General features: G+C 68.2%; 15 protein-coding genes. 5 read left to right on the plus strand and 10 right to left on the minus strand.

Annotated features, from left to right (window positions below; genetic code table 11):
- Positions 1 to 3: 3 nt before the first annotated feature.
- The 3 genes from ACZ9YD_RS11220 to ACZ9YD_RS11230 all read left to right on the plus strand — a co-directional run bounded on the left by ACZ9YD_RS11220 (position 4) and on the right by ACZ9YD_RS11230 (position 3708).
- Entirely contained in the window at positions 4 to 987 is a 984-nt protein-coding gene (locus ACZ9YD_RS11220) for a YihY/virulence factor BrkB family protein (protein WP_465075294.1), read from the plus strand.
- A 137-nt stretch (positions 988 to 1124) separates the two neighbouring features.
- On the plus strand, positions 1125 to 2852 hold the full coding sequence (gene dnaG, locus ACZ9YD_RS11225) for a DNA primase (protein ID WP_465075295.1): 1728 nt from the start codon (positions 1125 to 1127) through the stop codon (positions 2850 to 2852).
- Positions 2853 to 3072: 220 nt separating this feature from the next.
- On the plus strand, positions 3073 to 3708 hold the full coding sequence (locus tag ACZ9YD_RS11230; protein ID WP_465075296.1) for a hypothetical protein: 636 nt from the start codon (positions 3073 to 3075) through the stop codon (positions 3706 to 3708).
- Between the two features lie 390 nt (positions 3709 to 4098).
- Here the strand turns inward: ACZ9YD_RS11230 and ACZ9YD_RS11235 are convergent, their stop codons facing one another.
- The 5 genes from ACZ9YD_RS11235 to ACZ9YD_RS11255 all read right to left on the minus strand — a co-directional run bounded on the left by ACZ9YD_RS11235 (position 4099) and on the right by ACZ9YD_RS11255 (position 8868).
- Positions 4099 to 4917, minus strand: a complete 819-nt coding sequence (locus tag ACZ9YD_RS11235; RefSeq protein ID WP_465075297.1) for a hypothetical protein — start codon at positions 4915 to 4917, stop codon at positions 4099 to 4101.
- A gap of 490 nt (positions 4918 to 5407) precedes the next feature.
- Positions 5408 to 6340: a heme o synthase gene (cyoE, locus tag ACZ9YD_RS11240; protein WP_465075298.1), complete on the minus strand. Its 933-nt coding sequence runs from the start codon at positions 6338 to 6340 to the stop codon at positions 5408 to 5410.
- A gap of 1 nt (position 6341) precedes the next feature.
- Complete coding sequence (locus ACZ9YD_RS11245) at positions 6342 to 7541, minus strand: COX15/CtaA family protein (protein WP_465075299.1); 1200 nt, start codon at positions 7539 to 7541, stop codon at positions 6342 to 6344.
- Positions 7541 to 8137 carry a hypothetical protein gene (locus ACZ9YD_RS11250; RefSeq protein WP_465075300.1) on the minus strand — a complete coding sequence of 199 codons (597 nt, stop codon included), beginning with the start codon at positions 8135 to 8137 and terminating at the stop codon, positions 7541 to 7543. The genes ACZ9YD_RS11245 and ACZ9YD_RS11250 overlap by 1 nt, the downstream gene beginning before the upstream one ends.
- Positions 8134 to 8868: an SURF1 family protein gene (locus ACZ9YD_RS11255; protein ID WP_465075301.1), complete on the minus strand. Its 735-nt coding sequence runs from the start codon at positions 8866 to 8868 to the stop codon at positions 8134 to 8136. The genes ACZ9YD_RS11250 and ACZ9YD_RS11255 overlap by 4 nt, the downstream gene beginning before the upstream one ends.
- Before the next feature lie 65 nt (positions 8869 to 8933).
- On the opposite strand from ACZ9YD_RS11255, the gene ACZ9YD_RS11260 reads away from it, so the two are divergent.
- Complete coding sequence (locus ACZ9YD_RS11260) at positions 8934 to 9152, plus strand: twin transmembrane helix small protein (RefSeq protein WP_232136828.1); 219 nt, start codon at positions 8934 to 8936, stop codon at positions 9150 to 9152.
- Positions 9153 to 9206: 54 nt separating this feature from the next.
- Here the strand turns inward: ACZ9YD_RS11260 and ACZ9YD_RS11265 are convergent, their stop codons facing one another.
- The 5 genes from ACZ9YD_RS11265 to coxB are packed head-to-tail and all read right to left on the minus strand — an operon-like array spanning position 9207 to position 13485.
- Positions 9207 to 10088, minus strand: coding sequence for a cytochrome c oxidase subunit 3 (locus ACZ9YD_RS11265; RefSeq protein WP_465075302.1), 882 nt, complete (start codon positions 10086 to 10088; stop codon positions 9207 to 9209).
- Positions 10089 to 10137: 49 nt separating this feature from the next.
- Positions 10138 to 10758 carry a cytochrome c oxidase assembly protein gene (locus tag ACZ9YD_RS11270; protein WP_465075536.1) on the minus strand — a complete coding sequence of 207 codons (621 nt, stop codon included), beginning with the start codon at positions 10756 to 10758 and terminating at the stop codon, positions 10138 to 10140.
- Between the two features lie 8 nt (positions 10759 to 10766).
- Positions 10767 to 10910 carry a hypothetical protein gene (locus ACZ9YD_RS11275; RefSeq protein WP_465075303.1) on the minus strand — a complete coding sequence of 48 codons (144 nt, stop codon included), beginning with the start codon at positions 10908 to 10910 and terminating at the stop codon, positions 10767 to 10769.
- A complete protein-coding gene (gene ctaD / locus ACZ9YD_RS11280; protein ID WP_465075304.1) occupies positions 10910 to 12535 on the minus strand; it encodes a cytochrome c oxidase subunit I in 1626 nt (541 codons plus the stop codon). The genes ACZ9YD_RS11275 and ctaD overlap by 1 nt, the downstream gene beginning before the upstream one ends.
- A gap of 20 nt (positions 12536 to 12555) precedes the next feature.
- Positions 12556 to 13485, minus strand: a complete 930-nt coding sequence (gene coxB, locus ACZ9YD_RS11285) for a cytochrome c oxidase subunit II (protein ID WP_465075305.1) — start codon at positions 13483 to 13485, stop codon at positions 12556 to 12558.
- A gap of 292 nt (positions 13486 to 13777) precedes the next feature.
- Between coxB and ACZ9YD_RS11290 the strand changes: the two genes are divergently transcribed.
- Positions 13778 to 14404, plus strand: coding sequence for a hypothetical protein (locus tag ACZ9YD_RS11290; protein ID WP_465075306.1), 627 nt, complete (start codon positions 13778 to 13780; stop codon positions 14402 to 14404).
- The last annotated feature ends 81 nt before the right edge of the window (positions 14405 to 14485 follow it).

A 14485-nucleotide genomic window follows, 5' to 3' on the forward strand; every position in this document is an offset into this window, starting at 1 on the left:
CGCATGAGCACGTCGCCACAGGACACCCAACACACCGATGCACCCGTGCGCCACACGCGCTGGGGCCGCCTGCGCACCCGCGTCGACAAGGGCGTCAGCAAGTTCGAAGAAAGCCTGCCTGCCGCACTGGTCAAGCGATTCGTCGATGCCGATCTGCTGACCCAGGCGGCGTCGCTGTCGTTCTACACACTGATCTCGCTGGCGCCGATGCTGGTGCTGGTGCTGTGGATCACGGCGTCGCTGTATCCGTCCGCGCAGGAAGCGCTGCTGGGACAGATCGGCGCGCTCGCCGGTGACGGCGCACGCGATGTCGCCGGCACCGTGATCCAGAACGCCACCGAACGGCCCGACATCGGCTCGCTGGCAGGCCTGTGGAGCACGCTGCTGCTGTTCGTCGGTGCGACGGTGGTGTTCGCCCAGCTGCAAGGCACGCTGAACCTGATCTTCCGCACCGACGGCGACCGCCTGCCGGGCGGATTGATGGTGTTCCTGCGCAAGCGCGTGTTTTCGGCCGGCGTGGTGTTCGCGCTCGGCTTCCTGGTGCTGGTGTCGACGCTGCTGACGACAGCGGTGGAGTTCATCTTCGCCAACGTGCCGTCGATTCTGCCGCTGGTCGGCAACTCGCTGATGCTGGTGCTGTACTCCTTCGCGTTCGCGGTGCTCTACCACTACCTGCCCGACCGCCGCGTCCGCTGGCGCCAGGCCCTGTTCGGCGGCGTGGTGACCTCGGTGCTGTTCGTGATCGGACGCTGGGGCATCGGCATCTACATGACCCACGCCGCGCCCGGCAGCGCCTACGGCTCGTTCGGCACACTGGTGATCCTGCTGGTCTGGATGTACTACGCGGCGACGATCTTCTTCGTCGGCGCGCTGATCACCGCGGTCATCGACGAGCGCGTGCGCCGCAGTTCAGTCGACCGTGCGTTGCGCAAGCGCGCCGAGCGCCAGGCCGCGGCCCTCGCAAAGGGACCGCCGCCCGCGGTCTGAAAGAAGCGCACCGGATGCGGCGATCCGCGCCGCGCGTGGCATCCTAGCGTCCGCATGATCCGCGTCGCCCCTACCCTGCCCTGCCTGCCCCACGTGCGCCCTGCCGCCGCGTGCGCACGCATGCGTGGGACGCACTGATGGCACGCATCCCCGACGCGTTCATCGACGATCTGCTGGCGCGCACCGACATTGTCGAGGTGATCAACGCGCGCGTGCCGCTGAAGCGGCAGGGCAAGGAATATTCGTCGCGCTGCCCGTTCCACGACGAGCGCTCGGCGAGCTTCACCGTCTCGCCGACCAAGCAGTTCTATCACTGCTTCGGCTGCGGGGCGCACGGCACCGCGATCAGCTTCCTGATGAATTACGACCGCCTCGAGTTCCTCGACGCGGTCGACGAGCTGGCCAAGCGCGCCGGTATGGAGATTCCGCGCGACACCCAGCAGCGCGAGGCGCGGCCCGACAGCGCGCCGATGTACGACGCGCTCGATGCCGCGTCGCGGTTCTTCGTCCGCGAACTCGCCGGCAACGACGCCGCGCGCAGCTATCTCGATGGCCGCGACGTCGACGCTTCGATTCGCGAGCAGTTCGCGATCGGCTACGCGCCCGACGGTTTCTCCGCGCTGAAAGACGCACTGGGCAAGGACGACGCACGCCGCATTGCGGTGCTGGAGAAGGTGGGCCTGCTGTCGAAGAACGACCGCGGCCACAGCTACGACAAGTTCCGCGACCGGGTGATCTTCCCGATCCACGACCGCCGCGGCCGCGTGATCGCGTTCGGCGGCCGTGTGCTCAAGCCCGAGGATTCGCCCAAGTACCTCAACTCGCCCGAGACGCCGCTGTTCCACAAGGGCCGCGAACTCTACGGCCTGTGGCAGGTGCGCCAGGCCAACCAGAAGATCGAGCGCCTGGTCGTGGTCGAGGGCTACATGGACGTGGTCTCGCTGTTCCAGTTCGGCGTGCCGCAGGCGGTCGCCACGCTGGGCACGGCCACCACGCCCGACCACGCCGAACTGCTGTTCCGCAACGCGCCCGACGTGTTCTTCTGCTTCGACGGCGACGCCGCCGGCCGACGCGCCGCGACGCGCGCGATGGAATCGGTGTTGCCGCGCATGCGCGACGGCCGCCAGGCGTTCTTCCTGTTCCTGCCCGACGGCGAAGATCCCGACACCATCGTGCGCACCGAGGGCGCGCCCGGTTTCGAGGCCCGCCTGACGCAGGCCACGCCGCTGTCGACGTTCTTCTTCGACACCCTGGGCGATGGCATCAACCTGTCGACGCTGGACGGCAAGGCCCGACTGGCCGAGCGGGCCAAGCCGATGCTGGGGCAGATTCCAGACGGTGCCTTCGCTGATCTGATGCGCCAGCGCCTGAGCGAGCTCACCGGGCTGGGCGGCGCAGCGCCGGCGCAGCAGGCTGCGCCCAGCCGCATGCTGCGTGGCGGTCGCGGTGCGCCGCCACCCAAGCGCAGCGTGGTGCGCCACGCGATCGCCCTGCTGCTGCAGAAACCCGGCCTGGCCGCGCAGCTGCCGCCGCCGTATCCCTTCGTCGCCCTGCGCCAGCCCGGTGTCGAACTGCTGACCGAGCTGATCGCGATTGGCAGCGTCCGCCCGGACATCACCACCGGCGTGCTGCTGTCACAGTTCGAAGAACGCGAAGAAGCGCCGGCGTTGCGCAAGCTCGCAACCCAGGATCTCGCCGGCGACGAGGCCTCGTGGGAACAGGAACTGCGCGACGCCATCGCGCAGCTCGACCGCCAGGTGCTGCAACAGCGCATCGACGACCTGCTGGGCCAGCAGCGCGAGGGCACGCTCGACGCCGTCGGCAAGCAGGCACTGCGGGAACTCCTGCTTCAGCGCGCCCGCTGATTCCGAAATGTAAGCGTTTTCAGCTACATAGCGCTTACGCCCCGGTGACGATTCCTTAACCTTCACGCTGATCTGATCCCTTCAGGGGGATCGACCGGTCAAGACATGGCGCAGCTGCGTCAGGACAACCTGTCGGTCCAACACCGAGTGTCCGCCGAGTCCGCGTAGACGGGTCCGGCGCGGTGCCCCGTCCTTTTCCTTACCGCGACAGGTCGTCACCATGATCCGATCCCCCCACCTTCCGCCCGCCGGCCTCGGCGCCGGTCTCGCCCTCTCCGCTGCGCTGCTGCTAGGCGCCTGCGCCAAGATCGACACCGCGCCCACGGCCTCCAAGCCGCTACACATCGATCTCGCTGCGCCCGTCGCCGAACAGGTCGATCTTGCCTGGCCGCAGAAAGAGGGCGCCCTGGCCGCCGACTACACGATCACCCAGCCGCGCGATGTCACCCTGCGCCTGCCCAATGGGCAGCAGATCGTCGTGCCGGCCGATCGCGTCGCGTTCAAGCAGCAGGGTGGCCTGCTGGTCGGCGTGCACATCCAGCCTGTCGGCGGCGCCCTCGACCACCCCGATGCGCTCGCCCAGACCCGCGAGCTGCTCGACACCAACCGTCTGCTCGATCCGGCGCTGGCCCATACGCTCGACGGCTGGGCGGCGCGCGACGGTGCGCAGCAGACCGCACGCGTCACCATCCGCGACGTGGACGTGCAGGTCGCGTTGACCCCCGGCAACAAGGCGGGCTGGCAGGCCACGCTCGACTTCGAACCGCGCGCCTGCGAAATGCCGGCCGGTCTGGACGGCGATCCGGATGCCTGTCTGCAGGCCACGCCGACCTCGACCGTGATCGCGGGCGGCTGAGATCCGGCAGAAAGTTCCGGCCCGCGCGTCGGTGTGACCCCGACCGGTTCCTGCGGACGTGCGGGCTGACAGGCTGATACGCCCGAGGCAGGAATGCCGCACCGTCAAACGGATGCGGCCTTGCCGATCGCCTGTTCAACCGCTGGCAGCCGCTTCGCGCGCAATCCCCGCAGCATCGGACTGCCGGGGCGCGGCGTCATGGAAGACCGCAACGGGCAACGGACAGGCTGCGCTGTACGGCCTGTCATTGCGCTTTTGAAGCGGATGGCACACGTGGGAGAAGCGCACGGCGCCGTCTCGCCTCGCCGTGCAGCCAGGAGACGCCCGCCGCCGGAACGGGCAAAGCGGTCCACCTGCATTCCGGCGAGCGGCCTCTCCGGCCCACCGGGCTCAGGCGGGCGTCACTTCCAGCGCTTCGAGCGCCGAGAACGCGGCCGAGCGCTCGGCCTCGGTCAGGTCGATACGCTGCAACGCAGCGTCGAGCATCAGCGGCGTACCACCCGCCGCTGGACGCAGCGCGACCGCATACGAGGCGCCGTCGGCGGACTCGATCAGCAGCGGTGCTTCCCGCTTGCGGAAGCGTGTGTTCGCCTTGGGAGCGCGTCGACCTGCACCAGGCCCGTGGGCATAGGTGACCAGCGTGCCGCCGAAGGACGACTGCGCCGCGCGGATCTCGACCAGCTCGGGACTCCAGCGCTGCGGCTGCCGCGACGCCCGGTTGATGCGCGCGTTGCCTGCAGCGGTGACGACGCAGACGATGCCGCCCACCAGGAACGCGCCGAACACGACCAGAAAGAACGCCATCCGATTCCAGAAGCGCTCCAGACCGATGCTCAGCGTCGCCAGCTCCGGATCATCCGCGGCCACGATCAGGCTCGCCTCGTAGTCGCCGCGCGACGCTGACAGGAACATCAGGCTGATGTGCTTTTCGTAGTCGACGCCATCGACGGTGTAGGCGACATCCGCCTCGCAGTCGGTGAGCACGGCCTTGCGCGTGGTGCAGCGCGCATCGCGCAGGGCGTAGTCCTCGAGCTCGAGCGGATTGGAGCGGATGTGCTGGTCACGCAGCAGGCCGGGCGCCTGCCACCACGCCAGCGCCCCGGCCAGTACCAGCAGCACCAACGCCAGCAGATAACCGCCCCCCATGCCGAGCACGTTGCGGGTGAAACGCAGATCGCGCTGCGGTAGCAGCGCCTGAAGATGGGTCATGACAGCTCCTGGACAACGAGGACGCCCGCGTCGCGCACGTGGGCGGAACGCTCGGACAGATGGAATGCGGGCATCCGGCGACATCGGCCGGGGCTGGCGGGGCGCTATCTTGCCGCATTCATGAAACCGTTTCCATCGCTTGGGCGAACAGAGGCGCCATCCGGTGCCGACACGCAACCCGGTCGCAGCCCGGCGCGGCGGGACCGCGGCCGGACACCTCCGGGATGGGCGGCTTGAACGACTCGGCGTAGGATGCGTCGTGGTCCGGCGGCGGCATGCCGGATCAGATCCGGCACGGAACCCGATTCCGTCGCCGCCCCAGAGATCCCAGCGGAGCGCGACGATGGCCAAGAGCCTCGACAAGAAGAAAGAGACCAAGAAGAAGCCGGTCAAGACCCTCAAGGAAAAGCGGGCCGAGAAGGCCGCGAAGAAGTCCTGACGTCCACCGCTCCGGCGGGCCCTGCGCCCGCCGGAGCGGATGCGGCGATTCTCAGCCGATGCGCTCGAAACCCAGTCCGCCGACCGCGGCGCCGGCGCCCGGCAACCACGGCAGCAGCCAGTGGTCGACGAGCAGGAACGCGAACAGCGCCATCAGGTACACGACGGAATAGTTGAACATCCGCATCGCGAAGAACTCGTCCGGCGGATCGAGCAGACGCCACGCGTACCAGAGAAACACCAGGCCCAGCACCACGGCGCCGCCCAGATAGAACACGCCACTCATGCCGATCGCGACCGGCAACAGCGTGATCACGACCAGCAGCACGGTGTAGATCAGGATCTGCCAGCGCGTGTACGCCACGCCGTGCGTGACCGGCAGCATCGGCACCAGCGCGCGCGCGTAGTCGTCGCGGCGGAAGATCGCCAGCGCCCAGAAATGCGGCGGCGTCCACACGAAGATGATCAGCACCAGCAGCAGCGCGTGCGCCCAGTCCCACTGGCCCTGCATGTTGGTCACCGCGGCCCAGCCCAGCAGCGGCGGCGCCGCGCCGGCGATGCCGCCGATGACGATGTTCTGCGGCGTCGCGCGCTTGAGCCAGCCGGTGTAGATCACCGCATAGCCGATCAGCGAGGCGAAGGTCAGCGCGGCGGTCAGCACGTTGACCAGCAGCACCAGGATCGCCATCGACAGCGCACCCAGCGCCAGCGCGAACACCAGCACCTGCACCGGGCGCAGCGCGCCCGTCGCGAGTGGCCGATGCGCGGTACGCGCCATGACCTTGTCGATGCGCTGGTCGATCAGATGGTTGATCGCCGCCGCCGATGCCGCGGCCAGCCAGATGCCGAGCAGGCCGAACACCGTTTCCTGCCACGGCGGCAGGCCGGGCACGGCGAGGAACATGCCGACCAGCGCTGTAAACACGATCAGTGCCACCACGCGGGGTTTGGTCAGCGCCCAGTAGTCGCGTGCCTGGATCGCCATGTCAGTCCGGCCGCTTCAGGCGCGCGAGCAGCGACACCAGCACGAACAGCAGCAACGCGGCGCCGCCGTTGTGCATCACCGCGACCGGCAACGGCAGCGCGAGCTTGACGTTGAAGATGCCCAGCGCGACCTGCGCGCAGGTCAGCAGCGCGAGCGCGACCGCCCAGCCGCGCAGGCCCGGCGTGCGCAGCAGGCGCGCGGCGAATGCGATCAGATACGCGAACACCGCGATCGCCATGACCCGGTGCGCCAGCTGGATCGCCACGCGCGCCGCGCCGTCGAGCACACCGCCTTCGTAATCCACGCCCACACCGCGCCACAGCACGAAGCCTTCGCGGAAGTCGGCCTGCGGCCACCATTCGCCGACGCACTTCGGGAAATCGACGTAATGGTGCGCATCGGTCACCCAGCCACCGGCGCCGCAGGCAAGCGCAGCGTAGTTCGCGCTGACCCAGCCGCCGAGCGCGATCTGCACGCCGACCAGACCGATCGCACCGAGCGTCCAGCGTCGCAGCGTGGGTGCGTCGACCAGCACGATCGGCTGCACCGTCGCGCGCCAGGCCATCCACAGCAGCAGCGAGAACGTCAGCATGCCGCCGAGCAGATGGCCCATGACGATCACCGGCTTGAGCAGCATGGTGACCGTCCATTTGCCGAGCAGCGCCTGGAAGATCACCACCGCCAGCGTGAGGGCCGCGGCGCGTGCGAGATCGATGTTCGACCAGCGCAGCGCCGCGATCAGCAGCAGTGCTTCACCGAGCGCGGCGATGCCGAGCGCGGCCATGACGTGGCCCTGCATGTACAGCGGAATCGCCAGCGCGACCAACGCCGAGGCACCGATGATCTGCAGCATGCCGAAGCGGCGACGGCGCGCAGCCAGCAGCGCCAGACCCAGCACCAGCACGCCCAATGTTGCCGCGAGGTGGCGGTGCACCTGCTCGCGCCAGGCCTTGTCCGATTCGAACTCGCGGATCGCGCTGGCGGCGTGGTCGACGACTTCGCTGGCGGCCTGCGGCCACGCCGCGCGGCCGTAGCACGTGGGCCAGTCGGGGCAGCTGAGGCCGGCATCGGACAGACGCACGAACGCGCCGAATACGATCACGCACAGCGTCAGCGCGGTGGCGAGCCAGGCGATGCGGTGGAAATGCTTGTGGGTCGACGGACGGAACGATGTCGCGCGCGCGGGGGGCGTGTGGGTCATCACTTGAGTTTCAGCAGCTTGGCCATGTCGCTGCGCAGATCGCCCGGATCGAAGCCCGGGGCGTAGCGCAGGATGACGAACCCGTTCGGGTCCACGACATAGGCGGGGACGCCATTGTCCGCCTCGCCGGGCCCGCCGTCGACGCGCGGTAATGTCGCACGCAGCGCCGGGTCAGCTTCGACGATCCGCCATGCCGGATTGCGGATCGCGCCGTCGGGCACCGCGCCCGCCCACAGGATGTCGACGTGGTCGGCGTTGCGGCCGAACAGCTGCCACACCAGATCGAGCTGCCGCGACAGTTCGACGCAGGTCTGCGCGCAGTCGCGCGGCGGCGCGACGAGAATCCGCCAGCGCCGCTCGGCCGGGCGCCACTCGTAACTGCCGCCATCGATCAGGTGCAGCGGATGCGTGCGCAGGTCCCCGGGCGGATCGAGCAGCTCGCCCTTGTTCTGCATGCCCGACGGGCGCCAGCCCGAGAACCGCAGCGCGCCGGCGACGACGGCGCTACCGAGAAACAGCACCACGATCAGCACCAGCAGCAGGCGATTGCGGTTGCGCTGCGCGGGCGGCAGCGTCTGCGCGGGAGACGGATTCATCGGCGGCGGGTCCGGAACGTGAGCACGAGGGCGATGACGAGCACCGCGAGGGCCAGCCCGAACCATTGCACCGCGTAACCGAGGTGCTTGTCGGGCGTGAGCGTGTTGGGCAGGACGTCGAGATCGCGCAGATAACCGACGTCGAGCGCCGGATCGAGCCGCAGCACGCGCGGCGGCAACGCCGGCACGCCTGTCTCGGCTGCGATCGCCGCGATGTCGATGCGGGTCATCAGCACCGCATCGCCGGACGTCAGCGCAGGGCCGAGCGCGAGGCCGGCCGACGGCGGTGGTGCGAGCAGACCACGCAGGTCGAGGTCGCGCCCGAGCAGGCCGTCGCCGCGGACGATGGCGGCATCGGGCAGCCGCGTCGTGCGATCGACGAGTGCGGTCCAGCCGAGATCGACCAGCAGTGGCGGTGCGTCGTCGGGGGCGAACAGGCGATACACGCGCAGGCCCGGCACGCCGGCCTGGATCTGGTTGTCGAGCACGAAGGCCGGACGGTCGACGAAACGTCCGCGTCCGCCGCTCCAGTCGTAATCACGGATGCGCGCGGCGTCGCCGGCAGCGGCCAGCGACACGGGCGTGCGGGCCTCGAGCGTCGCTGCAACGGCGTCGAGCATCGCCTGCTTCTGGCTCATCCGCGACAGCTGCCACTGGCCCAGCGATACGAAGGCCGCGATCGTCAGCACGGCCAGCGTCCAGCCGATGATGCGGGTGTGGCGCGGACTCATGCGCGGCGCTCCGCAGACTGCAATAATCGACCGACACACCCAGTGTCCCGGAGCCTGCGATGGTGATGAACGATTCGCTGAAGTTGCTGCTGATCATCGCCTTCGTGCTGCTGATCCTGTGGAATCTGGGCAGCGCGCTGTTCTACATGATGACCGACAAGGGCACGACCGACCGCACGGTGAAAGCGCTCACGCGCCGCATCGGCCTGTCGGTCGGGCTGATCCTGCTGGTGCTGCTGGCGATCTGGATGGGCTGGATCAAGCCGCATGGCGTTTACGGCTGAGGCCGGAAGTGGGAAGCGGGCGGCCACCAAGCGCCGCCCGGCGTCGACGCGTCGTCAGACGACGTAGACGAACAGGAACAGGATCAGCCAGACCACGTCCACGAAGTGCCAGTACCAGGCCACCGCTTCGAACGCGAAGTGGTTTTCCTTGGTGAAGTGGCCGCGATAACAGCGCAGCCAGATCACGATCAACATGATCGTGCCGAGCGTGACGTGCGCGCCGTGGAAGCCGGTGAGCATGAAGAACGTCGAGCCGTAAATGCCCGAGCCCATCGTCAGGTTGAGATCGCGGTAGGCGTGGACGTACTCCTCGATCTGGAAGAACAGGAACACGCAGCCGAGCAGGATCGTCGCGCCGAGGAACACCAGCAGCTGGGTGCGGTGCGCGGCGCGCAGCGCGTGGTGAGCGATGGTGATGGTGATGCCCGACGCCAACAGGATCAGCGTATTGAGCAGCGGCAGACCCCAGGCCGGAATCGTCTGGAACGCGCCGCCGATATCACCAGGGCCGGCCGACGGCCACGCCGCGCTGTAGCCGTCCCACAACACCGCATTGGTCATCGCGCCCGAGCCTTCGCCGCCCAGCCACGGCAGCGACAGCGTGCGCGCGTAGAACAGCGCGCCGAAGAACGCGGCGAAGAACATGATTTCCGAGAAGATGAACCACACCATCCCCATGCGGAACGACAGGTCGACCTGCTTGTTGTAGTAGCCCGACACCGACTCGAGCACGACATCGGCGAACCACTTGAACAGGATCAGCGCCAGCACCGCGATGCCGACGAAGAACAGCGGACGGCCCCAGCTGTGCTCGTTGAACCAGCTGGCCAGGCCCAGCATCGTGGCGAACAGCGCCACCGAGGCGAACACCGGCCACTTGCTGTCGTGGGGCACGAAATAGAGGTCGGGGTCCTGCTCGGTCTTGGCGTGGGCCATGGCGATATCCGGATCGTCGATGCGTGGTTCGGGAAGGCGGGGTGCGGGCTCAGGGCGCCGCGACCACACCCGGATTGCCGCGTACCGGCGCCGCATGGGCGGTCAGACGCGACGTGAGAACGTCGTTCTTGAAGAAGGTGTAGCTCAGCGTGACCGTGTTGACATCCTTCGGCAACGACGGGTCGATGATGAAGCGCACCGGCATATCGCGGGTCTCGCCGGCCTGCAGCGTCTGCGCGGTGAAACAGAAGCACTCGGTCTTCTGGAAGAAGCCCGACGCGCGTGCGGGCGCCACCGACGGCGTGGCGCTGCCGACGACGGCCGCGACGCTGTCGTTGTGCGCGTAGTACGTGGTCTCGTACTGCTCGCCGACGCGCACGCGCATGCGGGTTTCGTTGGGGCGGAACGACCACGGCAGATGCGAGTTCACGGTCGCGTCGAACTCGACGGTGACCCAGCGCTCGGCCGGTGTCGCGCTCGTCGCCGGCGCGGCGACCGCGCTGTTCTCGAGGCGGATGCCGAACACCTTTTCGCAGGCGATGCGATACAGCGGCACCAGCGAAAACGTGAACGCGAACGCGACGATCGAGATGCCGACCAGCTTGCCGATGCCGACGGTCGCCGACTTCGGCCGGGTGTCGGTCCGCGCGGCAGGCTCAAGCGTGCGCAAGTCGTCGCTCACGACAGCAGCACCCCGCGCGCGATGAAGCCGATGTAGACCAGCGCCGCGACCGCGGCGACGACCAGCGCGGTGCGCCGCGCGCGACGGCGGCGGGCAGCGAGATCGGAACCGGGATCAGGCGTGGTCATCGCAATGCGCATCAGTGGCTGATGTCGTCGTGAGCCAGATCACCCGGTTTGATCACCGGCGGCTTGGCGAAGGTGTGGTGCGGCGCCGGCGACGGCACCGTCCACTCCAGACCGCGTGCGCCTTCCCACGAACGCGCCGCAGCGGGCGCGCCGCGCAGCTTCGAGTGCAGCAGGATCGCGAACATCATGAAGGGCGTGGCGAACATGCCGAACGCGCCGATCGAGCTGATCAGGTTCCAGTCCGCGAACACGACGTTGTAGTCGGGGATGCGGCGCGGCATGCCGGCCAGACCGAGGAAGTGCTGCGGGAAGAACAGCAGGTTGACGAAGACGATCGTCCACCAGAAATGCACCTTCGCCCAGAACTCGCTGTACATCCGCCCGGTCCACTTCGGCCACCAGTAGTACGTGGCCGCGATGATCGAGAACAGCGCGCCGGTCACCAGCACGTAGTGGAAGTGCGCGACGACGAAATAGGTGTCGTGGTACTGGAAGTCGGCCGGCACGATCGCGAGCATCAGGCCCGAGAATCCACCGATGGTGAACAGGATCACGAACGCGATCGCCCACAGCATCGGCGCCTCGAACGTCATCGCGCCGCGCCACATCGTCGACACCCAGTTGAACACCTTCACGCCGGTCGGAATCGCGATCAGCATCGTCGCGAACATGAAGTAGATCTCGCCGCCCAGCGGCATGCCGACGGTGAACATGTGGTGGGCCCACACGATGAAGCTCAGGAAGGCGATCGACGCGGTCGCGTAGACCATCGCCTGGTAGCCGAACAGCGGCTTGCGCGAGAACGTCGGCAGGATTTCCGAGACCACGCCGAATGCCGGCAGGATCATGATGTAGACCTCGGGATGCCCGAAGAACCAGAAGATGTGCTGGTACATCACCGGGTCGCCGCCGCCGGCCGCGTTGAAGAACGAGGTCATGAAGAACTTGTCGGTCAGCAGCATCGTGACCGCGCCGGCCAGCACCGGCATCACCGCGATCAGCAGGAACGCGGTGATCAGCCAGGTCCAGCAGAAGATCGGCATCTTCAACAGGTCCACGCCCGGGGCGCGCATGTTGAGGATGGTCGCGATGACGTTGATCGCGCCCATGATCGAGCTGATGCCCATCATGTGGATGGCGAAGATCGTCAGCGACACACTGCTGCCACCCTGCAGCGACAGCGGCGGATACAGCGTCCAGCCACCGGCCGGACCACCGCCGGGCAGCAGCAGCGTCATCAGCAGCAGCGTGAACGCGAACGGCAGGATCCAGAACGACCAGTTGTTCATGCGCGGCAGCGCCATGTCCGGCGCGCCGATCTGCAGCGGGATCATCCAGTTCGCAAGGCCCACGAAGGCCGGCATCACGCCGCCGAAGATCATCACCAGCGCGTGCATGGTGGTCATCTGGTTGAAGAACTGCGGGCTGACGTGCTGCAGGCCCGGGACGGCGAGCTCGGTGCGGATGACCACGCTCATCGCCGCGCCGACGATGAACATCAGGAAGGAGAACAGCAGGTACAGCGTGCCGATGTCCTTGTGGTTCGTGGAGAAGAACCAGCGCTGGACGAACCCCTGCGTCGGGGCGTGGTGATCGTCGTGGTGCGCGTCAGCGGTGGCGGGGTGCGTCGTCGACATGTGCGGTGTGCCTCGATCGATCAGCCGGCCGCGGGCGCGGCAGGGGCGGACGGGGACTGCGTGGCGGAGGCGGCAGCCTCGGCGGGCGCGGCGTCAGGCGACGGTGCGGGTGCGGCGTCGGCGGGTCCGGGTTCGCCCGGAGCGGGAATGGCCGGGGCGTTCTTCGCCTTCTCGGCGGCGAGCCAGGTCTGGAACTCTTCCGGCGGCACGGCGCGCACGACGATCGGCATGAAGCCGTGGTCCTTGCCGCACAGCTCTGCGCACTGGCCGCGGTACACGCCCGGCTCGAGGATTTCGGTCCAGGCCTCGTTGACCAGGCCCGGAATCGCGTCCTGCTTCCAGCCGAAGGCCGGCACCCACCAGGAATGGATCACGTCGTCGGCGGTGACGACGAAGCGGATCTTGGTGTTGGTGGGCAGCACCAGCTGGTTGTCGACATCGAGCAGGTAGTGGCCGTGGGCGTCGAGCTCGGCACGCGTGGTGTCGCGGCTCTGGCGCAGGCGGTCGCTCTCGCGGTCGAGGCGGCTGGTCAGCATCACGTCCTCGCCCATGTATTCGTACTTCCACATCCACTGCACGCCGGTGACCTTGACGGTCATCGCCGCGTCGCGCGTGTCGTACATGGCGATCAGCTTCTGCGTGGCCGGCACCGCCATCAGCACCAGGATGACGATCGGGACGACGGTCCAGATGACTTCGGCGGTGGTGTTGTGGGTGAACTGCGCCGCGGTGACCCCGCGCGACTTGCGGAAGCGGAACATCGCCACCGCCATCGCGCCGAACACCAGCACGCCGATCACCACGCAGACCCACAGCGCGAGCATGTGCGCGTCGTAGGCGTGCTGCGCGGATGTGGTGACACCGCGGCCCATGTTGAGCTGCCACGGCTTGGGGTCAGCGGACTGCGCCAAAACGTTCGTGGATGCCAGAAGCGCAGCGGCGCCCCCCATCCACAGTTTGGACGCGTACCTGTTGGAACAAGCGCCTTGCTTCACATCGGACCCCATACCTGAGCTGGCCTTGGTGCTGGCGGGAACGCGTCCGTCCTCGCCCGGCGGTGAGTGCCGGGCGATATACGCAGGAGCGGCGGCGTGCTGCGAATAACGCATGAATGGTAGCTGTCGGCGTTCGGCAGGGGCAAGCCGCGCTGCCGCAACCGCTGCGACCCCTCGGGTTGGCCCGGGTGTCGAGAGGCGCTACAGCCGGCTATAGCCTGTCGTACGCAGCCCCGAGGATACCCCCATGGCCCACCGTTCTCCCGTTTCTCCGCCGATGCCAGTCGACGGCGGCGCGCGCCGCTCGCAGACTCTGCGAGCGCTGGGCGCCTCGAATACCGCCACCCGCCGCGGATTCGGCAGCCTGTCGCCCACCCGCCAGCGCCTTCGACTGGACCTGCGCGACGCGGACGGCCGCGTCGCCAGCTTCACCGCCGAGGACATCCTCGGCGCCGATGCGCGTCGGCATGACGCGCAAGGCCCGCGCCTGCGCCTGCCCGGCGCGCTGGAAAGTCGCTTCGCCGAAGCCGCCGCGCACTGCCTGGCCGCAGCCGAATCGGTGGCCGACCTGCATCGCACGCGCCTGTATCTGGACCCGCTCGATCGCAGCGGCGCCGCGCGCGGCAATGGCCTGCTGATCGAATGGCGACAGCCCTACGGCGATACGCCGATGATCGAAAGCGTAACGCTCGAGACGTTCTGCAGCGGACAGTGGCATCCGCGTGCCGGCACGCTGCCGCCGCGGCATGGCGCAGCGATGGTCGAGCTGGCGGCCTGCATGCCGCGCCTGCTGCAACCGCTGCACGCCCTGGCCGCCACGCATGCACGTGTGCGCTTTGCGATGCGGACCTACGACGCGCCCGTCATTTCCTGAACATCCCGCCCGGCTTCGGGCGGGTTTCGCACAGTGGTGGACCGGGTCGGCAGGCTAGAATTCCGCTCCTGCCCTAAGCCG

The sequence above is a fragment of the Luteimonas sp. AC640a genome (assembly GCF_979256585.1).